The 20650-nt window shown below is 72.9% G+C and carries 17 protein-coding genes; 5 read left to right on the top strand and 12 right to left on the bottom strand.

All coding sequences use genetic code 11. From position 1 onward, the window contains the following. The first annotated feature begins 42 nt into the window (after nt 1–42). Together DQ384_RS15320 and DQ384_RS15315 are read left to right on the top strand one after the other, a co-directional pair. Entirely contained in the window at nt 43–465 is a 423-nt protein-coding gene (locus tag DQ384_RS15320; protein ID WP_114029445.1) for an ankyrin repeat domain-containing protein, read from the top strand. Nucleotides 466–564: 99 nt separating this feature from the next. After that, entirely contained in the window at nt 565–1515 is a 951-nt protein-coding gene (locus tag DQ384_RS15315; RefSeq protein WP_114029444.1) for a 4-epi-cubebol synthase, read from the top strand. A gap of 75 nt (nt 1516–1590) precedes the next feature. On the opposite strand, the gene DQ384_RS15310 is transcribed toward DQ384_RS15315, so the two are convergent. Next, nucleotides 1591–3708, bottom strand: a complete 2118-nt coding sequence (locus DQ384_RS15310; RefSeq protein WP_114029443.1) for an ATP-binding protein — start codon at nt 3706–3708, stop codon at nt 1591–1593. 218 nt (nt 3709–3926) lie between these two features. On the opposite strand from DQ384_RS15310, the gene DQ384_RS41260 reads away from it, so the two are divergent. Then, a complete protein-coding gene (locus DQ384_RS41260; protein ID WP_181871229.1) occupies nt 3927–4094 on the top strand; it encodes a hypothetical protein in 168 nt (55 codons plus the stop codon). Nucleotides 4095–4217: 123 nt separating this feature from the next. On the opposite strand, the gene DQ384_RS15305 is transcribed toward DQ384_RS41260, so the two are convergent. The 3 genes from DQ384_RS15305 to DQ384_RS15295 all read right to left on the bottom strand — a co-directional run bounded on the left by DQ384_RS15305 (nt 4218) and on the right by DQ384_RS15295 (nt 9268). Then, entirely contained in the window at nt 4218–5543 is a 1326-nt protein-coding gene (locus DQ384_RS15305) for a hypothetical protein (protein WP_245966496.1), read from the bottom strand. A 228-nt stretch (nt 5544–5771) separates the two neighbouring features. Continuing rightward, complete coding sequence (locus DQ384_RS15300; RefSeq protein WP_114029442.1) at nt 5772–6632, bottom strand: ABC transporter permease; 861 nt, start codon at nt 6630–6632, stop codon at nt 5772–5774. Between the two features lie 62 nt (nt 6633–6694). Further along, nucleotides 6695–9268 carry an alpha/beta fold hydrolase gene (locus tag DQ384_RS15295; RefSeq protein ID WP_114029441.1) on the bottom strand — a complete coding sequence of 858 codons (2574 nt, stop codon included), beginning with the start codon at nt 9266–9268 and terminating at the stop codon, nt 6695–6697. Nucleotides 9269–9384: 116 nt separating this feature from the next. On the opposite strand from DQ384_RS15295, the gene DQ384_RS15290 reads away from it, so the two are divergent. Beyond that, complete coding sequence (locus tag DQ384_RS15290) at nt 9385–10548, top strand: hypothetical protein (protein WP_147268782.1); 1164 nt, start codon at nt 9385–9387, stop codon at nt 10546–10548. A gap of 88 nt (nt 10549–10636) precedes the next feature. On the opposite strand, the gene DQ384_RS15285 is transcribed toward DQ384_RS15290, so the two are convergent. Then, a complete protein-coding gene (locus DQ384_RS15285; RefSeq protein WP_245966495.1) occupies nt 10637–11710 on the bottom strand; it encodes a copper resistance D family protein in 1074 nt (357 codons plus the stop codon). Next, entirely contained in the window at nt 11707–12261 is a 555-nt protein-coding gene (locus tag DQ384_RS15280; protein WP_114029439.1) for a copper resistance CopC family protein, read from the bottom strand. The genes DQ384_RS15285 and DQ384_RS15280 overlap by 4 nt, the downstream gene beginning before the upstream one ends. A gap of 285 nt (nt 12262–12546) precedes the next feature. Here DQ384_RS15280 and DQ384_RS15275 point away from each other — a divergent pair, with 285 nt between their 5' ends. Then, nucleotides 12547–13833 (top strand): MFS transporter, encoded by a 1287-nt coding sequence (locus DQ384_RS15275; protein WP_114029438.1) that lies wholly within the window; start codon nt 12547–12549, stop codon nt 13831–13833. A gap of 40 nt (nt 13834–13873) precedes the next feature. On the opposite strand, the gene DQ384_RS15270 is transcribed toward DQ384_RS15275, so the two are convergent. The 6 genes from DQ384_RS15270 to DQ384_RS15245 form a co-directional block, all read right to left on the bottom strand. Then, a complete protein-coding gene (locus DQ384_RS15270) occupies nt 13874–14317 on the bottom strand; it encodes a DUF2267 domain-containing protein (protein WP_114029437.1) in 444 nt (147 codons plus the stop codon). A gap of 83 nt (nt 14318–14400) precedes the next feature. Then, entirely contained in the window at nt 14401–16419 is a 2019-nt protein-coding gene (locus DQ384_RS15265; protein ID WP_114029436.1) for an erythromycin esterase family protein, read from the bottom strand. A 118-nt stretch (nt 16420–16537) separates the two neighbouring features. Continuing rightward, on the bottom strand, nt 16538–17224 hold the full coding sequence (locus tag DQ384_RS15260; protein ID WP_114029435.1) for a cupin domain-containing protein: 687 nt from the start codon (nt 17222–17224) through the stop codon (nt 16538–16540). Then, nucleotides 17221–18138 (bottom strand): DUF6807 domain-containing protein, encoded by a 918-nt coding sequence (locus DQ384_RS15255; protein ID WP_220182961.1) that lies wholly within the window; start codon nt 18136–18138, stop codon nt 17221–17223. Before DQ384_RS15255 ends, DQ384_RS15260 begins: the two co-directional genes overlap by 4 nt. Continuing rightward, complete coding sequence (locus tag DQ384_RS15250; RefSeq protein WP_114029434.1) at nt 18135–19175, bottom strand: Gfo/Idh/MocA family protein; 1041 nt, start codon at nt 19173–19175, stop codon at nt 18135–18137. Before DQ384_RS15250 ends, DQ384_RS15255 begins: the two co-directional genes overlap by 4 nt. Then, a partial coding sequence (locus tag DQ384_RS15245) for a glycoside hydrolase family 30 protein (RefSeq protein ID WP_342769398.1) occupies nt 19172–20650 on the bottom strand: 1479 nt, incomplete at its 5' end. The genes DQ384_RS15245 and DQ384_RS15250, both read right to left, overlap by 4 nt.

Genomic DNA, 20650 nt, shown 5'->3' with positions numbered 1-20650 from the left:
CCCGCTACCCGCCGTCCGGGCGGGCGCACCCGGGCGGGCACAATGGATGACGTGGCACACCGCGCTGAGGACGGCGCCGCCGACGCGGACGTCGAGGAGCTCGCAACCCGGTTGTTCCAGATGGCGAGATCGGGGGAGACCGACCGGCTGTGCGCCTACGTCGACGCGGGGGTTCCGGCGAACCTCCACAACGACAAGGGTGACACGCTGCTGATGCTCGCCGCCTACCACGGCCACGCCGGGACCGTCCGGGCCCTGCTGGAGCGGGGGGCCGATCCGGGGCGCGCCAACGACCGGGGGCAGACGCCGCTGGCGGGCGCGGTCTTCAAGAAACAGCCCGAAGTGGTGCGGGCGCTCCTGGACGCCGGAGCCGATCCGTCCGCGGGATCGCCCTCGGCGGCCGACACCGCCCGCATGTTCGGGCAGACCGAAATCCTGAAATGGTTCGCCGACAAAGGTCGATAGCGTCACATACGGACCTGTCGCGGAGTGGTTACGGGCTGTCTTTGTTGCCATGATGTGGAGATGGCTGATTTAGCGCATTCCCAGCTTCTTCTACCCGATTTGTCGAGCCCTTTCCCCAGCCTGATCAGCCCGTACGCCGCCCAGGTCGACCAGGAGACCTTCTCCTGGCTGCGGGCCAGCCGGATGATCGTCGACCACGCCGAGCTGGAGCGCTACCGCGAGGCCGCCTACGGACACCTCGGTGCCCGCACCTACCCCTACGCCCCGTACGACGCGCTCCGGCTGGTGACCGACTGGTGCGTGTGGCTCTTCGCCTTCGACGACGCCTTCTGCGAGTCCGACCGGCGGGCCGCCGAAATCGCCCGCGCGCTTCCGCAACTGCTCGCCGTCCTGGACGACTCCGAGACCGGAACCCCCGTCGAGGACCCCTTCGCGCGGGCCATGCGCGACATCGTGGGCCGCGTCGGCGCGGCCGGCGACGCCGACCAGCTCGACCGCTGGCGGACCGTCACCAAGGACTACCTCTTCGCCCAGGTATGGGAGGCCGCCAACCGGGAGGACGCCGTCGTCCCCACCTACGGCGACTACGTCTTCATGCGGCGCAGGACCGGCGCCATGCTGACGGTCTTCGCGCTCGTCGACGTCGCCACCGGGCACGCCCTCACCCCCGGCGAGTGGCGGCACCCGTCCGTGCGCGCGATCACCGAATGCGCCAACGACGTCGTCGTCTGGGACAACGACCTGCTCTCCTATGCCAAGGAGCGCGACGGCGTCAACGCCGGGAACAACCTGGTCAGCGTCCTGGCTCGGGACGGCGACCGGTCGGTCCAGAACGCGATGGACCAGATCGGCCGCATGCGCGACCAGGCCGTCGCCCGGATGCTGTCCCTGCGGGCCGAGCTCGCCGGGCAGGGCTCCGAGGCGGTGACGGCCTACGTGCGCGGCCTCGAACACTGGGTCAGCGGCAGCGTGGCCTACTCGCTCACCAGCACCCGGTACACCCGCGCCTGGAAGGGGACCACTCTGCCCATCCGCGGCGAGCACAACTGAAAGCGTCCCGGCAGCAACGGGCCCACGGTGCCGTCATGCCCGATTTGCCACGCGGGGATCGTCACGCGGAGGTCGTCACGCCGCGCCGTCGCGGGGGTCCGGACCGCTCTCGCCCAAGGCGTAGCTGACGGCCTCCTCGAAGTCCATGCGCGTGCCCTGCCGGTAGGCCTCGGCGTAGGCGTCCTCGCCGAGCAGGCGCCTGCACTCCTTGACGCACTGCTCGTGCTCGGTGCCGAAGAACGGCGAGCCGAACAGCGGCAGGCCGAACATCTGCCAGTTCACCTGCCCCGCGCCCAGCATGCGCGCCGCCCGCGCCGCGTCGCCCTGGTCGAGGGCGAGTTGCGAGAGCGTCTCCATCGCCACCACGACCCCGAGCACGTCGTGGAAGTGCCGCTTCATGCGCAGAGCCTCCTGCGCGCTGAACACCGCGTCCGCCGTGCGGCCGGTCATGCGCTCGATCGCCGAGGTCGCCCAGACGGCGTACGAGCGCAGCCACAGCTCGCCGCGCTCGGCGCAGAGCTGCCGGCAGTCGCGCAGCAGATCTTCGGCCTCCTCCAGCTCGCCCTGCTGGGTGAGCACCACCGCGAGCTCCACGATGGCGGGGAGCAGGCCGGGGTTCAGCTCGCGCCCGCTGCGGTGGAACTGGATCGCCGCACCGAGGAGCGTCGTCGCCTTGTGCAGGTCGCCCTTGAGCCACGCGGCGGTGCCCTGCATCTTCGTCGCCAGGATCCACGCGATCCGGTCGCCCACGCGGACCGCGTCGTTCGCGCACTGCTCCGCCGCCTCCAGCGCCCCCGCGGTGTCGCCCTGCGCGCTGCGGACGTACGCCAGCACCCACAACGCCTTACAGCGCTCACGGCTCGGGTCCGGGGAGGCGGCCAGCGCCCGTTCGAGGTACAGGCGGCCCTCGCGGGCGAACCCGCAGGCGACCCACATGAACCACAGGGACGACAGCAGCGTGAGGCCGGTGCGCGCCTCGGCCGGGTCGCGCAGGCAGAAGTCGAGAGCGGCCCGGATGTTGTCGTGCTCCTGGCGCATGCGGCCGAACCAGTAAACCTGCCTCGGCCCCGACCACGCGCCCTCGCCGCGCTCGGCCAGCCCCAGGTAGTAGTCGCGGTGGCGGCTGCGGACGTCGTCGGTCTCGCCCAGCTTGTCCAGCCACTCTCTGCCGTACTGGCGCAGCGTGTCGATGAGCCGGTAGCGGACGCCCGACCGCTCGCTGGAGCTCAGCAGGATGGACTTCTCGATCAGTCCGGAGATGAGGTCCATCACCTCGTCCTCCGGCAGCGTCTCGCCCGCGCAGACCTCCCGGGCGGCCTCCAGCTCGAAGTCGCCGGAGAACACCGACAGGCGCGCCCACAGCAGGCGCTCGGCCGGCGCGCACAGCTCGTGGCTCCAGCCGATCGCCGCGCGCAGCGTCTGGTGGCGGGGCAGCGCCGTACGGCTGGCGCCCGCGAGCAGGCTGAAGCGGTCGATCAGCAGCGCGAGGATCTGCTCCACCGACAGCGCCCGCAGGCGCACCGCCGCCAGCTCGATCGCCAGCGGGATGCCGTCCAGCCGCCGGCACAGCTCGGAGACGGCCGTGATGTTCTCCTCGTCCACCGAGAACCCGGGGACGACCGCCGAGGCGCGCTCGGCGAAGAGCTGGACCGACTCGTTGAGGTACGGGCTCTCGCCGCGGTCGTCGCCCGGCACCAGCAGCGGGGCGATCGGCAGGGACTGCTCGCCCTGGACGCCGAGGGACTGCCTGCTCGTCGCCAGCACCCGCACGCCGGGGGCGGCGCGCAGCACCCGCTCGACGAGCTGCGCGGTCGCGGCCACGACGTGCTCGCAGGAGTCGATCACCAGGAGCAGCTCGCGCTCGGCCAGCCAGTCGGCCAACGTCTCGATCTCCGGGCGGGCGGACTGGTCCGCGATGCCCAGGGCCGCGTTGATCGCGTGCGGCACCATGATCGGGTCCTGCAGGCGGGACAGGTCGGCGTACCAGACGCCGTCGCGGTACTGGGCGAGCATCTGGTGGGCGGCGCGCAGCGCCGTCCGCGACTTGCCGACGCCGCCGATGCCCGTCACGGTCACCAGGCGGGCTTCGAGAAGGCGCTGCCTGAGGGTGGCGAGCAGCCGGTCTCGGCCGACGAAGCTGGTGAGCTCCGCGGGGAGGTTTCCGTCTCTTCGCCATGCTCCCGGCGATGCCATGGCCGCCTCACGTGGGGGTCGTTCCGGCGTGCTGCCTGCTCCCGCATCGTACCCGTGCGGGCGGTTCCGCGCTGTTCCCCCGGACGTGAGCACGCCCGAGATGCGGGCTCTCGCGAGCGGTGCACTGCAGCGCGCCGGGAATCACTTATAGGGGGAATCGACGAAGTCTTGGGAGGCGCGGAGACCGGACCTCGGCGGGGCCGCGTAGCATTGGGCCCGTGACTGTGCATGAGCCGGATGACCTGCGTCCGGTGGACCTCTCCGAGGAGGGGCTGCCGGTGCTACCCGACCAGACGAGCGACGACACCGACTCCGGCTGGGGCGAGTGGCGCTCGTCAGACGACGTCTCCCGGTTGCTGGAGGAGCGACCCCCGCACTGGGACTGACGCCCGTCGTCCGGGCCGCGCGGAAACGTCCGCCGGGCCCACCGCGAGAGCCGCGGTCCGGAGGCTCCTGCCTCCGGACCGCGGCTTCTCGTCACCCTGAGATCGGTGATCGCGGCGTGACGCTCACACCCCGGCGGTGTAGGCCGGGCCGGAGCCGTTCATGCTGCCGGAGCCGTTCATGCTCAGCACCGGCTCCTCGTGGTCGGAGCGGTCGCCGGAGTCGGAGCCGTCCGGGACCACGATCGCGGGGAACGTCCCGGTGTCGATGATGCCGTGCTCGTTGTAGGCGGCCTCGATCAGCGCGTGCGCCCGGGGCTCCAGTTTCCACAGGGCGCGGTACTCCCGGGCCGTGGCCAGCGAGATGCCGGTCTCCCTGGCGATGTCCGCCGCGCGGGGCACGAACCTGCGCTCGATCTGCTTGTCCCAGTACTGGCGCGCCGCGCGCATGAGGGCCGCGCGCTGGGCCGTGTCGACCACCTGGGGAGCGGACTCCGGCTCCACCATCTCGGCGTCCTCGTCGTCGTCCACGTAGGCGGCCGCGCGGGTGCCGCCCGCCACGGGGAGGGCGTGCGGCGCGGGCGGCTCCTCCGGCTCCCACGGCACCGGAGGACGCAGGTCGATGAGGGCGCTGGTGTTGTACAGCGCGCCGATCTGCGACAGCAGCGCCTCCTGGCGGCCCGGGTCGACCGCGAGGCCGGTGTGCTCCACGGCCTGGTCCATCACGCGGTCCAGCTTGGCGAGCGCGGCGCGCATCTTGCGGTCGGAGGCGCCCGCCTCGCGCAGGGCGCGGGCGCGCTTGGCGGCCAGGGCCACGCGGGTGAGCCGGCGGTGGGCGTCGACCTCGGTCACGGTGCGGTCGCTGACCTCGGCCAGACCCATGCGGACCATCGCCCGTTCGGGGGTGAACCGCCACTTGATGCGGGAACGGCCGGTGATGCGGTGCCGCTCGATGGCCATGCCGCGCTCCCACAGCCACGCGGCGACCAGCGGGGCGGCGAGCCGGAAGATGGCCTCGGCCAGGCTGCGGGCGTCCAGGCTGGACAGCACCGCCGACAGGCCGGTGAGCACCCACACCGCCATGCCGTCGATGCCGGCCGAGTAGTTCTCGCGCATGTTGCGGCGGGCGCGCACGGCGCTGGTGATCACCGCGACCTCGATGAACGCGAAGAGCAGCAGGCGCAGCGGGCCGTCGAAGCCGAGCACGTCACCGGAGAAGCGCCACATGCCCTGCGCGGACACCCCGGTCGCGATGCTGGCCGCGACGATGGTGAGGATGTCCTCCGCCGGGCGGTTCTCGGCGAACTTGCGGTACGCGTGCGAGACCGCGCGGTAGGCCCCGCGAAGGGCGAAGAACGCGAGCACGAGGGCGACCAGGGCGGACACGCAGATGATGGCCGCTCCGAGCGGGTTGTCCGCCGCGTACGTTGTCAATTGATCGATGGGGGGCATCAGTCACTGTCCGTCATTCTCGATGTCCGACAGGATTACCGAGAGGATCATTTCAGACCAGCGCCACCAATGTTCCCCCAAACACACTTTGCGCTCGCAGAAAGTCACTATTCTCGTGTGCCCCGGAAGCCTCAGCGGTGTATTTCGTACCGGCCGTGCGCCCCCCGGACACAAGGGAACCGTTGCCTGGGCGCACGCCCCTTGGTGAACCCATGACTTTCGAAGGCTTCAGGAGACGACGTCCTTGCGGCGGAAGCGGCGGAAAGCCAGGGCGGTGAGGATGGCGGCGTAGGTCACGGACAGGGAGGCGCCCTTGAGCATGCCGCTCCAGTCCAGTTCCGGGGCGAGGGCGTCGAGCCACGCCATGTTCCAGAACGTCGGGAGGAACTCGCGGACGACGCCGAGCGCCTCGACCGCCTGGAGGATGTTGCTCACGATGACCAGCCCGACCGCGCCGCCGACCGCGCCCAGCGGGGAGTCGGTGTTCACCGAGAGCAGGAACGCCAGCGCCGCCACGACGAGCTGGCTCACCAGGGCGTAGCCGATGACGATGCCGAAGCGCGGCAGCACCGTCGTGGCCGCGATGGCCTCGCCCGTGCCCGGCAGGCGGATGTCGTTCCAGCCGAAGGCCACCGTGCCCGCCAGCAGCGCCATCAGCGGCAGCGCGATGACCGCCGCCGCCGAGTAGCCGAGCGCCACCACGAGCTTCTGCCGCAGCAGGCGGTCGCGGGGCACCGGCGCGGCGAGCAGGTAGCGCAGCGACGACCAGCTCGCCTCGCTGGCCACGGTGTCCCCGCAGAACAGAGCCACGGCCACCACCAGCAGCAGCGTCGCCGAGACCGACAGCGTGAACGCGGCGAAGTTCAGGCCGCCCTGGGTCGCAAGGTCCGACAGGCGCAGGGTGCTCTGCTGGGTGGGCGCCGGGCCGAGCGAGAACGCCACGACGAGGATCCACGGCAGCGCCAGCAGCAGGCCGAACATCACGAGCGTGCGCCGGCGCCGGAACTGCCGCACGACCTCCACCCGCAACGGCAGAGTTCGCCGCGCCGCATACGATCCCGCTTCGTTGGCCTTGCCCGTTGTGCTCATTCCGGCTGTTTCGTCTCCCGTGTCGGGGGTCTGTCCCACGTCCTGGCCGCGCACGCCCGGGGTCATCGTTCGGTGCCGATCAGGTCGAGGAAGACGTCCTCCAGGCGGCCCGGCGCGCCGTTGGACGGGGTCGTGGCGAGCAGGTCGGTGACCGTGCCGGCCGTGACCAGACGGCCGCGGTGCATGACGACCACGTGATCGCAGGTCTGCTCGACCTCGGCGAGCAGGTGGCTGGAGACGATCACCGTGCGCCCGCGCGCGGCATAGCGAATCAGCACGCGGCGCATCTCGGCGATCTGGGGCGGGTCGAGCCCGTTGGTGGGCTCGTCCAGCACGAGCAGGTCGGGCAGCCCCAGCATGGCCTGCGCGATGGCCAGGCGCTGCCGCATGCCCTGGGAGTACGTGCGCACCGCGCGGTCCAGCGCCGCGCCGAGCCCGGCGATCTCCAGGGCCTCCTCGACGTGGGCGTCCTCACGCGGCCGCCCCGTCGCCCGCCAGTACAGGTCGATGTTCTCCCGGCCGGACAGGTGGGGCAGGAACCCGGGCCCCTCGACGAACGACCCGAGGCGCGCGAGCACGGCGGCGCCGGGCGTCACGCGGTGCCCGAAGACGCGGATCTCACCCGCGTCGGGGTGGATCAGCCCGAGCAGCATGCGCATGGTGGTCGTCTTGCCCGCGCCGTTCGGCCCGAGCAGGCCGAGGACCTGGCCCCGCTCGACCCGGAACGACAGGTCGTCGACGGCGAGCTCGCCGTTGCGGTACCGCTTGGTCAGCCCGGTGATCTGCAGCGGCACCTCGGCCAGCGCCGGGTCCGGCGCGTCGTGGCGCCGGACGCGCCCGGCCAGCGCCAGCGCGACGGCGACGACGAGCGCGGCGAGGGGCAGCGCCCACGTCCACCACGACAGGCCCGCCGCGGCCGCCCTGAGCGCGGAATCGGTCGGGACGGTGAGCGGCGCCGGCGCGGCCGCGACGCGGAACACCGCGGGGGCGGTGCCGGAGGCGAACCCCATGTCGGTCGTGCTCACCACCAGGCGCAGCCGGTGCCCGGCGTCGAAGCGGTGGTCGATCGTGGGAAGCGTCACCCTGACCGGCGTGCCCTCCGGCCTGGCGGTGACGCGGAACGGCGCCACCAGGCCCTGCGGGAGCGTGGGACGCTGCCCGCCGACGTCGTAGATCTTGGCGAAGAGCGTGACCTCGCCCTCGCCGCTCACCGTGAGATCGGCCACCGGCGCGCCGGTCACCTCCAGCGGCGCGGTCAGCGGGGCCGAGTCGAACGCGGCGGCTTGGCCCGGCATGTCCAGCGACAGCCCGGCCCCGGCCGCGCCGCCGAGGTTGCCGAGCAGCCCGCCGATGCCCGGCACGCTGGAGATCGACGCGGGGGACCCGCCGGGCGGGACGGCGACCGGCTGGGCGGGCCCGGCGAGCGCGACCGGCGTGCCCGCCGTGCCGGACAGCCCCGGGTAGCGACCGGAGACGGCGTGGACGAGGACGGGACGCCGGGTGCCCGGATCGCGCCCGCCGTCCCGCGTGACGGTGAACGCCTGCGCGGCCTCGCCACCTGAGGCCGCGTCCTTCTTCAGCCAGCGGTCGAACCAGCCGATGGTGCGGCCGGCCACCCAGTCGAGCTCGCCGTCCCCGCCGTCGTGGCCGCCCTCGAACCAGGCGACCTCCACGGGGGCGCCGGTCGCGGCGATGGCCTTGGCGTTGGCGTCCGCGTGGCCGAGCGGGAAGAGCGAGTCGCGCTTGCCCTGGATCAGCAGGCTGGGCACCCGGATCCTGCCGGGCACGGAGACGGGGCTGGACCGGCGCAGCGTCTGGACGGCGGCGTCGGTGGCCCTGCCGGTCGACGCGACCTCGGTGTACATCGCGCAGATCTCCGGAAGGAACCGCCCGCACTGGACGTCCTGCGGCCCACCGGCGCGGCCCGCACCACCGGGAGCGCCGGACGCGCCCGCCGCGAGCGCCGCCGCCCCGCCCGCGCCCGGCGCCAGCGGGGAGTCGACGGCGCGGGTGAAGAACAGCCCGGCCCACATGCGCTTGAACACGCCGTTGCGCGGCCCGGCGCCGGTGGCGTCGGGGAACAGCGCGTCGGCGAGGTCGTGCCACGTGATCTGCGGGACGATCGCGTCGATCCTGTCGTCGTAGGCGGCCGCCATCAGCGTGATCGCCCCGCCGTACGAGCCCCCGGCGGCGCCGAGGCGCGGATCGCCGGGCCTGTCGAGCAGGACCTCCGGCCGCTTGGCCAGCCAGTCGATCAGCTGCCTGACGTCCTTGACCTCGTAGTCGGGGGAGTTGAGCGCGATCTGGCCCGTCGAGGCGCCGAAGCCCCGCGCCGACCAGGTCAGCACGGCGTACCCGGCCTCCGCCAGCCGCACGGCCTCGTCGCGCACGCTCGCCTTGCTGCCGCCGAACCCGTGGGCGAGCAGGATCGCGGGACGCCTGCCGCCGCCCGCGGGCGGGAAGAAGGTGGTGTCGAGCGTCACCCGCTGGTCGTCGCGCGGCCCGTCGACCACGGGGATCATCTGGTCGAGCCCCTTCGCAGGCGGGGGCGACGGCCACAGGGCCCACACCACCGCCCCGGCCGCCACAAGCGCCGCGATGACCAACGCGGCGGTCCGCCTCCCCGCAAGCTTCATGCCCGCGAGCCTACTGATCCGCGCTGAGAGGTTGCTGAGACGCGCCTTCCACGAGGCGGGATCTCCGGGTAATCCCCGATTGCGGTACATGTCGAGGACCGGCATCATTTCTTCGCGTGAAGCCAGGGGTACGCATCAAGGACAGGGTCACTCACGTGGTCGAGTGGGCCCTGCCGTACTGGACGCGGGGCCCGGCGGGCAGGGAGACGCCCCCGGACCTGTTCCGCGTCCTCTACTACGGCTGGATCACCGCCTTCGTGTTGAAGGTGCTCGGCGCCTCCTGGGACGTGTCCTGGCACTTCAAGTGGCTGCGCGACGACTTCGCGCCGCCGCACCTGATCAACAGCGTGGGGACGGCCATCGTCGTGGCGCTCACGATCGTGCACTCCTACACCGGCTACGGCGTCGACCGCCCGGCGCAGCGGCTGATCCAGTGGGGCACCGGGACGTTCCTGATCGCGGTCCCCATCGACCTGATCAACCACCGCGTGAACGGCGTCGACATCACCTCGTGGAGCCCCTCCCACGTGCTCCTCTACGTCGGCACCGCGTTCATGATCGCGGGTGTGATCCGCGGCTGGTACGTCTACGCGGCGCCGGGCCGCCTGCGGGCGATCGTGCTCGGCGGGTTCTTCGTGTTCTTCCTGGAGAACGTGCTGTTCCCCAGCGAGCACCAGGAGTACGGTGTCCTGGAGCTCGCCTCGTGGGACCGTAACCGGCCGTACGCCGAGGACACGCTTCTGAACTTCGCCGCGAACCAGATGAACCGGCCCGTCGACCGCGACATGGTCGAGCAGTTCTCGCTGCCCGTCCCCGACTGGGTGTACCCGGTGTGGTTCGGCGTCGCCGCCGTCCTCGTGCTCGTCCTGGCGCGCAGGCTGGTCGGGCGCAGGTGGACGGCCACGGCCGTCGCGGGCGTCTACGTCGCCTTCAGGACCGCCATCTGGCCGCTGCTGTACGCGTTCCACTTCCCGCCCTCGGCCGTGCCGTTCTTCCTGCTCGCCGCGGCCGTCTGCGTGGACGTCGCGTTCATGCTGCGGCTGCCGGCCGCCCGTGCGGCGGGTGGGGCCGTCCTGGTCACGGCCGCGGTCTACGGCGGGCTGGCCGTGCAGGACACGCTGCTGGAGGCGCCGCCCTTCATGGTCGCGTCCGCGCCGGTCAGCGCGGTGCTGCTCGCCGGGGCCTGGTACGGCGCCGAGCGGTACGCCGGCAGGCGCTCCGGCCGCGCGGCCACCCCGGACGCCTCCCTTCCACCCCTCGGCGCCCCGGCGGCGCCCTGAGCCTCTTCCGCGGCGGCGCGCGAGTGCCGCCCATGGCGCCTCGCCCCGCCCGGCGGGTCCGGGGCGCCCTTGAGGCGTCCCGGACGGCTCAGGCGACGGCGGCGCGGGTCAGCGCGACCGCGACGCCGTAGGCCAGGCCCATCACGGTGATCTCCAGGAGCGCCCAGGCGGCGAACGCCGTGGCCTGCCGCCGCGCGACGCCGGGCAGCAGGCGCCAGCGGATGTTGGCCCCCAGCACCGCGATCACCCCCGCGAACACGGTCTTGGCGACGACGAGCCAGCCGTAGTGGGTGGTGAACAGCGAGCCGGGGAGCCGCGTCGTGGGTGACAGTGCCAGCTCGACCAGCCCGTTGAACAGCCCCGACACCGCGACCACCACCAGCGCGACCGTGGCCAGCCGCGAGAACCTCGGCAGGGCGCGGGCGAGCAGCTCCCGGTCGCGGGCCAGCAGCACGCCCAGCGCCACCAGGCCCCCCGTCCACGCCGACGCGGCGGCGACGTGCAGCTCCATCGAGACCATGCTGAGGTCGTGCCAGTACCAGTTGGACGCGTGGCCGCTGACCGGCAGCGGGAGCAGTCCGAAGATCGCGACGGCGACGCGCAGCTCGGCCGGGACCTTCTCGCCGAAGCGCACGGCAAGCAGCCCGAAGCACGTGTAGACCAGGGCGCACGCCGCGCTGATCACCAGCCCCTGGCCGTTGCCGATGCGCGCGACGTACGCGGCCGGGTCGGGGGCCTCGCCCGGGGTGACCTCGGCGGCGCTCAGCACCATGGCCGCCAGGGCGGCCAGCGTCCACCCGAACGCCGTGAGGACGGCCCAGCTCCGCGCCCGTGACAGCGTCGCCTCCGTGCGCCCGGGGTCGTCGAAGCCCAGGAACCTCGGCAGCAGGCTGAGGCCCACGGTCGCGAGCGCGCACAGGTCCAGGATCAGCCGGGCGACGGGCAGGCCGTACTCGATCAACGGGCCGGGCGCGGTGATCCCCGGGACGGCCCCCGGCAGCGTCCACCACGTCGCGACGAGCAGCGTCAGCAACGCGGCCCCGCCCATCGCCCACACCGGCGGCCACCGCACGGCGACCTCGGCGGGAGGCGCGGGATCCGCGGGGACGGCCGTCTCGGTGGCCGTGGAGACGGGGCTCGGGGCCGGGCCGGTGGCGCTCACGCGTCCTGGCCCTTCGCCGGGCGTCCCTGGCGGGCGACGACCAGGATGCCGAGCCCGGACAGCAGCAGGGCCACCACGAGCAGCCCCCACACCCAGCCGCCGCCGCTCGCCGGGGGCGCCGCGGCGACCTCGACCAGAGGCCCCCCTGTCGTCGTCACGAGGGGGGAGGAGGTGCCGGGTGACGCGCCCGCCGGTCCGGTGACCGTGAAGCCGATCTTCCCGCTGACGGGGTGGCCGTCGTTGGAGAGGATCTGGTAGCCGATGACGTAGGCGCCGGGCTCGCCGGAGACCGGCAGGGTCGCGATCACGTCGTTCCCCGCGACCAGGACGTCGAGCTTGTAGACGGCGCCTCCGGGGAAGGTCAGCGCCATCTGGGCGAAGTCCGCGCGCACCGGCTGGTCGAACGTCAGGGTGGCCTGGCCGGGCAGGGAGCCGAACCGGGCGCCGTCCTTGGGATCGCTGCCCGTCAGCACGTTGTGGGCGAGCGCGGGCGCGGCCCCCACGGCCAGGGCCGCACAGGCCGCGAGCAGGACCGTAAGGAATCGCCTCACCGCGACGGGACCTTTCGTGGGCATTTGTGGACGCTGCCATGGTGCCATCTCCGCACGGGCGGTGCGTCCCCGCCGGAGCGATGTCCGTGCCCCCAGTGCTTCCGCGGCGGACGCGTGCCCGTGGTGCTGGCGGAAGCACCACCGTGCGGACGTGTGTCCACGGCGGAACCGCCAGGCGCGGAGAAGGGGTCGGTGGGGAAGAGGTGGCGTGAGGAACCGGCCTTTCTGGTGGGGGGACGCGGGGACTACTATCCCAGCACCCCTCATCACTAGGAGCTACGTCCGGTGAGCACGCCACCCCCCGTGAAGCCGCCCCACGACGTCCCCCTGGCGCTCGCCGAGCCCGTGACGCGGGTGGGGCCGCGCTGGGTCGGGCTGATCTCGCTGGCCAACCTCGCGCTGTGGATGGGCTACTTCGGCCCGTTGCAGGTGCTGCTGCCGCAGCAGATGGAGGTCGTCGCCCCCACGGGCAAGGAGACCGCCCTGGCCTGGGTGACCGGCATCGGCGCCGCGGTCGCCATGGTCTCCAACCCCCTGGCCGGAGCCCTGTCCGACCGGACGGCGGGCCGCTTCGGCCGGCGTCACCCCTGGACGCTGCTCGGGGCGCTCGCGGGCGGCCTCGGTCTCGTCTTCCTGGCCGTCCAGGGGACCGTGGCGGGCGTCGTGGCCGGATGGTGCCTGGCCCAGGCGGGGCTGAACGCGATGCAGGCGGCGCTGACGGCGGGCGTGCCCGACCACGTCCCGGTGCGCCAGCGCGGCGCGGTGTCGGGGTGGATCGGCATCCCGCAGACGCTGGGCGTGGTGCTGGCCGTCGTCCTGGTGACGATGGTGGTCACCACCACCGAGTCCGGATATCTGGTGATCGGGGCGCTCGTGCCGCTGTGCGCGCTGCCGTTCGTCCTCGCCACTCCCGACCCTCCGCTGCCCGCCGGGCACCGCCCGCCGTTCACCGTGGGCGGCTTCCTGCGCGGCTTCTGGATCAGCCCGCGCACCCACCCCGACTTCGCCTGGGCCTGGCTGACCCGCTTCCTGATGCAGCTCGGCAACGCCATGGCCCTGCTGTACCTGCTGTACTTCCTCACCGACGCGGTGCACTACGAGCGGGAGTTCCCCGGGCGCAAGGCCGAGGACGGCCTGCTGGTCCTCATCCTGGTCTACACGGTCGCGGTGATCCTCACCACGGTGGCCGCGGGCGCGATCTCCGACCGCCTCGGCCGCCGCAGGACGCTCGTCACGGTGTCCGGCGCGATCGGCGCGGTCCCCGCCCTGATGCTCGCCCTCTGGCCGCAGTGGACGGTCGTCATGGTCGCCGCCGCCGTCATGGGCGTCGGCTTCGGCGTCTACCTCTCGGTGGACAACGCCCTGATCACGCAGGTGCTGCCCGCCGCCGCGGGCCGCGCCAAGGACCTCGGCGTGATCAACATCGCCAACTCGGGCCCGCAGGTGCTGGCCCCCGTGATCGCCGGGCCGATCGTCGCGAGCCTCGGCGGCTACCCCGTCCTGTACCTGACGGCGGGCGCGCTGACGCTCCTCGGTGCGGGGCTGGTGTGGAAGATCCGCTCGGTGCCCTAGAACGGTCGCCGTGGCCGGTCCCCCGGGACGGACGCCCTGATCACGGCCGGTCGTCGGACGGGATCAGCTCGGCCAGGTCCTTGGGCAGGCCGGCCCTGATCTTCTGCCATTCCCCGTCGGCGACGTGGAGCCGCAACGCGCCGAACACCGTGCGCGTGAGCTGCTCGATGCCGTCCTTCACCTCGAAGGGGAACTCCTGGCGTACCCGCGCGAGCAGGTCGTCCCTGTTCATCTTGATCGGGACCCGGTCCGGGTTCCACCCCTCGTAGAAGATGCCGCGCATGAGCAGCGGCAGTTCGGCGCCGAAGTGGGCGGCCTCCTGGACGGTCAGGCGGTCGCGCAGCGCGTGCAGCACCCCGCGCAGGGCGGCGTAGGACTGGTTGCGCCGTTCTTTCGGCCACCCGTAGGCGTGCTCGATCTCCTTCAGGACGCGGTTGGTCTTGTCGACGGTCGTGTTGAACGACGAGTACCCCGTATCGGCCATCGCTCGGACCTCCTTGACTCGGAACCGGCGCGACGTCGCCGGTACGGGTGGTGCGCACGGGTTCGTACAGGTTTGTGCGGGGTTCACACGGCGAACGGGTAGGTCTCCGGGACCTCCTCGGGCTCTCCGGCCTCCCACCTGGGCGTCCGCTCCAGGGGTTCGACGGCCCGCGTCTCGTCGATGTGGATCACGGCGTCGAACTGCTCGGAGACCCGGCAGCGGAAGTAGTGGCTCTGGCGTTCGGTCTCGGGCCGGTAGACGACGCCGATCGCCCGCTCGATCCGAGCCCTGCGCAGCGCCTCGCCCGCCCTCGGCGCCACCCCGAACGCGATCATGAACTCCTTCCTCCCCGTCTCGTGGTGAAGCTCCTCGATCGACTCCGGCAGGCCCGGCCGCACCCGCTTGCGCTCGGCGGGCCCGCCCCAGTCGTCGGCCGCCGTCACCGTCCCGGTGTAGGTGGTGAAGCCGATCAGGCGGCAGTCGCCGGGATGCCGCTCGCGGACGAGCCCGCCGACGGTGACCTCGCCCCTGGACGCCGCCTCCGTCGCGCGCCCGTCGCCCACGTGCGAGTTGTGCGCCCACACGACGATCTTCGCCGGGCGGCCCTGCCGGTGGCCGATGTGGTCGGCCAGCGCGTCCAGGGTCTGCACCATGTGCGTGTCGCGCAGGTTCCAGGACGAGACCCGGCCGCCGAACATCGTCCGGTAGTACTGCTCGGCCGCCCTGACCACGCGGGCGTTCTGCTCGGCGTAGAACCGCTCGTCCTCGGCCAGCAGCCCGTCCTGGCGCGCGTGCTCCAGCGCGTGGCGCCTCAGGTCGACGAGTTGCTCGACGACCTGCCGTTCGCAGTCCTCCCCGGCTCCGAAGGCCGCGGCGAAGCCGTACGCCTGCCCGTCGCCGCCCGTGTGGTGGTCGAAGCACGCGTAGCGCTCGCGCGCGCGGGCCGCCGCCTCGGGGTCCACGCGTTCGAGGTAGGCGATCACCTCGTGGATCGAGGAGTGGAGACTGTAGAGGTCCAGCCCGTAGAACCCGGTCTTGGACCGCTCGTCCGGGGCCATGGCGTCGTTGTGCTCGCGCAGCCAGCCGACGAAGTCCAGGACGGCCGCGTTGCGCCACATCCAGGTGGGGAAGCGCTCGAACCCGCGCAGCGACTCCTCGGCGGTCGCGTCGTCCCCGTGGCCGCGCACGTGGCGATTGACCCGGTAGGCGTCGGGCCAGTCGCCCTCCACGGCGACGGCGGTGAACCCGCTGCTCTCGATGAGCCGCCGGGTCATCCGGGCGCGGGCCGCGTAGAACTCGTGGGTGCCGTGCGAGGCCTCGCCGATCAGGACGAACCGGGCGTCGCCCACCAGGTCGAACAGCACGTCGTCGTCGGGAACCCCGTCCTCGGTCGGCAGCGCCTCCGAGCGGACGATCGCGACGTCGGTCGGCGGCCGCGCGCTCTCGGGGGTCCGCGTCCCGGCCGCCGCGCGCAGCAGGTCGCGCACCTCCTCGTCGGTGGTCTGCGCGAAGTCCCAGTACGAGCGGCCGACGGCGTAGAAGGGGGAGGGGGTGGTGGCGCAGATGACGTCGTCGGCGATGGTGGCCAGCTCACGGCACGTGGACTCGGGCGCGGCGGGAACGGCGACGACGACCTCGGCGGGCCGGTGGCGCCGGACGGCCTCGATGGCGGCCCGCATGCTCGCGCCTGTCGCCAGGCCATCGTCCACGAGAATGACGATCCTGTCGGTCAGGTCGGGCGGCGGCCGTCCCTCGCGGTAGGCCTCCTCGCGGCGCAGCAGCTCGCGGGCCTCGGCCATGGCCACGTCCTGGATCGTCTCCGGTGGGATCTCCAGGGCCCGGACGACGTCCTCGTTGAGCACGACGACGCCCCCGCTCGCGATGGCGCCCATCGCGAGCTCCTCGTGGCCCGGGACGCCCAGCTTGCGTACGAGGAAGACGTCCAGCGGGGCTTCGAGGTCCATGGCGATCTCGTAGGCGACCGGCACGCCGCCCCGGGGCAGTCCCAGGACCAGCGCGCCCGGCCTGTCGCGGTAGTGGCGGAGCATGCCGGCCAGGAAACGCCCGGCGTCCCGCCTGTCCTGGAAAACGCGCTCGGACATGGCTTCTCGCCTCCTCGGGTGGACGGCGCGAGCCTTTTGCCCGAAGCTCCCCGCGTACCCCCCACTTAAATAGCCTAAAACCGGGCATATTCCGCCGAGAGTCGAGGGTTCCGGCTGGTCAGAGGGATGACGGCCCGGTGACGCGGTAGGTGTCGAGGGCGCCGCACATGCCGAGCCGGGGCTCGGGCGGTGCGGACAGGACCCGCCCCCGCCTGAGGTGCCCGAGGTCGCCCCCGCGCAGCGCTCTGATCTGCGCGCCGGTCTCCTCGGCGGCGGCCAGCGCGCCGTCCCGCCACCGCTTCTCGAAGTCGTCCAGGCGGCCGGCGACGAGCGCGGCGGCCTGGCGGTGGAACTCGTCCAGCGCCTCACGCCCCTGGTCGCGCAGCCGCAGGAACCCCTCGACGGCCGCGTCCCGCCGCCGCCGCGCTCCCTCGGCGTCGCCGATCGCCGCCGTCTCCGCGTACCGGGCGGGGTCGGCCAGCACGTACGGGGGGAAGGTCAGCACGGCGTCGCCGGCCTCGGGCAGGCCGCTGTTCTGCATGATCACCACGATGCGCAGCCTGCCGTCGCCGTTCACCAGCCGGTGGATCGTGCCGGGGGTGAACCAGACCACCGACCCCGGCCCGAGCGGCGTCTCGGCGTACCCCTCCCAGGTCAGGGTCTGCACCGCGCCCGCGCCCTCGGCGACGACGTACGCCTCCGCGCACAGCAGGTGCATGTGGGGGCTGCCGCCGCAGGGGCCGTCGGTGGCGGGCCAGTCGTAGACGCGCAGGCCGGACACGCCGACCCCGCCGGGGAAGCTCACGGCCCCTCCGGCTCTGAAGGCTCCGAAGGCTCTGGAAGCTCCGGAAGATCGAAGGGATGGCCCCGCACGTAGTCCTCCAGCCGTTCACGGTCCCAGAACCCGTTCCCGACCACCACGCGGTAGCGGTGGCTCCAGGTCGCGCCCGCCGCCAGCTCGACCTCCTCGGAGAAGGCCAGCGAGGGGTTCACGGCGGCGAACGGAGTGGTCCTGACGAACCAGATCGTGCCGGGCGCGGCCATGAACAGCAAGGTCGAGGCGCGGTCGACCTCGTCGTGCCACCCCGCGTAGGCCAGCCAGCCGGCGGCGCGGCCCATCATCTCCGGGCCGCCCCGCCCGCCCTCGGCGATCACCGTGCCGCCGGTGAACGACCGGGGCCCGCGCCAGAACAGCCCGCTGTACCCGGCCATGGGCCGGCCGTGGGTCGTCGGGCTGCCGAACCGCAGGACCTCGCCCCGTACGTTGGTCATCGCGGTGGAGAAGTCCAGCGCCCAGGAGCCCTCCTCGACGTCCCGGACGGTGAGCTCGCGCACCTCGTCCACCCAGTGCTCGCCCGCCTGCGTGTGCCAGCTCAGGCGCTCCCGGCCCGGCCCGGTGAACTCCTCGTGCCGCATCGTCCCGACGTTCGGCAGGTCCACGTACGCCTGCCGCTCCCGGACGTAGCTGCCGCCGCCCCAGAAGTTCTCGCCCGACAGGTGGGAGGCGGTCATCTGCAGGCCCTTGTGCCAGCGGTGGTCGTGCGGCCGGTAGGCGGTGACCACGTCCCCGGCGCGGCTGCGCAGCGGGTGGGCGTACGGCTTGCTCCCCTCGAAGGCGGGGGAGCGCGGGCGGTAGACGTAGCGCATCAGCTCCACGCCGCCCGCCTCGGCGACCAGCGCCTCGCCGGTGTCCTCGACGCGCGCGACGTCGCCCGTCACAGGCCGATTCCTCCGTCCAGGCGATGGTAGAAGGGGTTGTCCTCGGTCAGGTCCGACCGCAGCACCGGCCGGCCGGTGAGCGCCGAGGCGTACAGCCCCGTGACGAACTCCAGCGACTGCCGCCCCTCCTTGCCGCTGAGCGCGGGCCGCTCGCCGCGCTCGTAGGAGTCCAGCAGGTCCGCGAGCTGGGCGGCGTGCGAGCTCGGCACGTCGTCCGGCGGTTTCCACAGGTCCGGGGGAGTGCACGTCCAGTCGGCGTTGCGGTACCCGTACAGATGCCGCAACTCCACGGTCGCCTCGGTGAAGTCGAACCGCAGGTAGCTCTCCTCGCGGGGGGACAGCACGCTGGTGAGCACCGAGGCCATGGCGCCGCCGGCGAACCGCACCGACGCCGCCGAGGCGTCCTCGGTCCGCACGGGACGGTCGATCCGCCCGGCCATGGCCCGGATCTCCTCCCAGTCGCCGAGCACCGAAAGCATCAGGTCCGTCTGGTGGATGCCGTGCCCGAGCGCCGGGCCGCCGCCCTCGGTCTCCCACGTCCCGCGCCACGGCGCCGAGTAGTACGCGTGGTCGCGGTACCAGGCCGTGACGCACAGCGCCACCGTCGGACGGCCGAGCGCGCCTCCCGCCACCAGCTCGCGAAGGTGGCGGGCGCCCGAGCCGAAGCGGTGCTGGAAGATCACGGCGGCGAAGGTGCCGCTCTCCGCCGCCGTGATCCGATCATGTTCCGCCAGTGACACGCACGGCGGTTTCTCACACCACACCCACGCCCCGGCGCTCAGGCACTGGACGACCTGGCGCGCGTGGAGGTAGGGCGGCGTGCAGATGTGGACGAGGTCCGGTCGCTCGCGGTCGAGCATCTCGCCGAGGCCGGTGTAGGCCCGGGGGACGCCGTGCTCGGCGCGGAACGCCTCGGCGCGCGCGCCGTCGACGTCCACGACGGCCACGACCTCGGCCCGGTGGCGCTCCCCGGCCAGCGCGGGCATGTGGCAGGCCCGCGCGATGCCGCCGGTGCCGACGACGGCGACGCGGATCATCCCGCCCGCCCTCCGCCGAGCACGATGGTGGTCAGCGAGCGCGGGGCCAGCTCGGCGCGCAGCCCGTGGCCGGAGCCGCGCAGGGCGTTCACCGGGGTCAGCGAGTGGGTGGCGTCGGTGAGGTAGGCGGTGGCGCGGCGCCCGTCCTCGGCGAGGAGGCGGGTCGTGACCGCGGTCGTCCCGGTGTTGAGGATCTCGACGACCTGGCCGCCGTCGGCGTTGCGGAACGCGGTGACCTTCAGCCCGTCCAGGCCGTCGCCGGTGGTCCGCGTGCCGACGCGCACCGCGCCCGGCCGGATGAAGCGGCTGTAGGCGGCCAGGGCCCACAGGCGCTTGGACACGTGGTAGGCGTCGCCGTCGAGCTGGATCAGCCCCCGCGTGGCGCCGAGCGAGGCGCCGAACCAGTAGACGTAGCCGCTGACGCCCGCCGTGGCCAGGGACTCGTGGATGTTGGACGCGACCGCGAAGCCGTCGTACCCGCTGCCGTCGTCCCAGTTCTCGTTCCACGTCGTCCCGTTGGGCGACCATTCGGACATCCAGGTGGGACGCCGGGTCGGCAGGGGGTGGTCGATGGGGTCGACGTACGGGTGGCCGGTGTGGGTGGCCACCCAGCGGGCCGCGGCGGGGTCGGCCTCGATGGCCTTGGTGTACGCCTCCTGGACGGTCCAGCCGGCGCCGTCGCAGCAGGCGACCTTCAGCCCCGCCCGCGCCGCGACCGGCCCGAGGATCTTGACGAACTCGGCGGCCTGCTCGGGGGTGAAGCGCATCGAGGCGTAGGAGACGGTGAGGTCGGGCTCGTTGGTGAAGCCCAGATCCGTGATCTTGATGCCCTCACGGGCGTAGAAGTCCGCATATTTCACCAGATAGCGGGCGTACGCCTGCCGCCAGTCGCCGCTCGCGCAGCTCGTGCCGCTCAGGCCGCACAACGTGCCGCCGTTGGCGTCCGTGCCGTTGTCCTTCATGTATCCCGGCGCGCTCCAGGCGTCGGCGTAGAACCGCCGCACCCCGTACGCCTTGGCCTCCCGCGCGAGCCAGACCTGGCCGCCGTCGTCCCCGTCCCACTCGTAGACCGGAGTCGCGTCCGGGCCGCCCGGGTCCTGCGGCGCGATGCTGCGCATGTGGTCGTACACGTCGTCGGAGGAGGAGCCGATGCCGAGGCGCAGGATGCTCAGGCCCGCGCCCTTGGTGCGGCTCAGCAGCAGGTCGAGCACCTCGCGCCGCTTGGCCGGCGACAGGCCCCGGGCGCCGTGGATCACGTCGGCGCGCTGGAACGCCTGGGAGAAGCCGAACCCGTCGATCGGCTGGTGACGCGTGCGCGTGTCCACCACGATCGCGGGGGAAGCGCTTTCCGCTCCGGCGGGCGCGGCCGGATCCTGGGCGTGGGCGGGTGTGCTCGCCACCGTCAGCAGCGCCAAGGCGGCGGCCAGGGTGGCGGACGCTCGTGCGGGCACCGGGACCCCTTCCGAAAGTTTCAG

Source organism: Sphaerisporangium album (genome assembly GCF_003323745.1).
Taxonomy (GTDB): domain Bacteria; phylum Actinomycetota; class Actinomycetes; order Streptosporangiales; family Streptosporangiaceae; genus Sphaerisporangium; species Sphaerisporangium album.
This window is presented reverse-complemented; position numbering and strand designations above follow the sequence as displayed.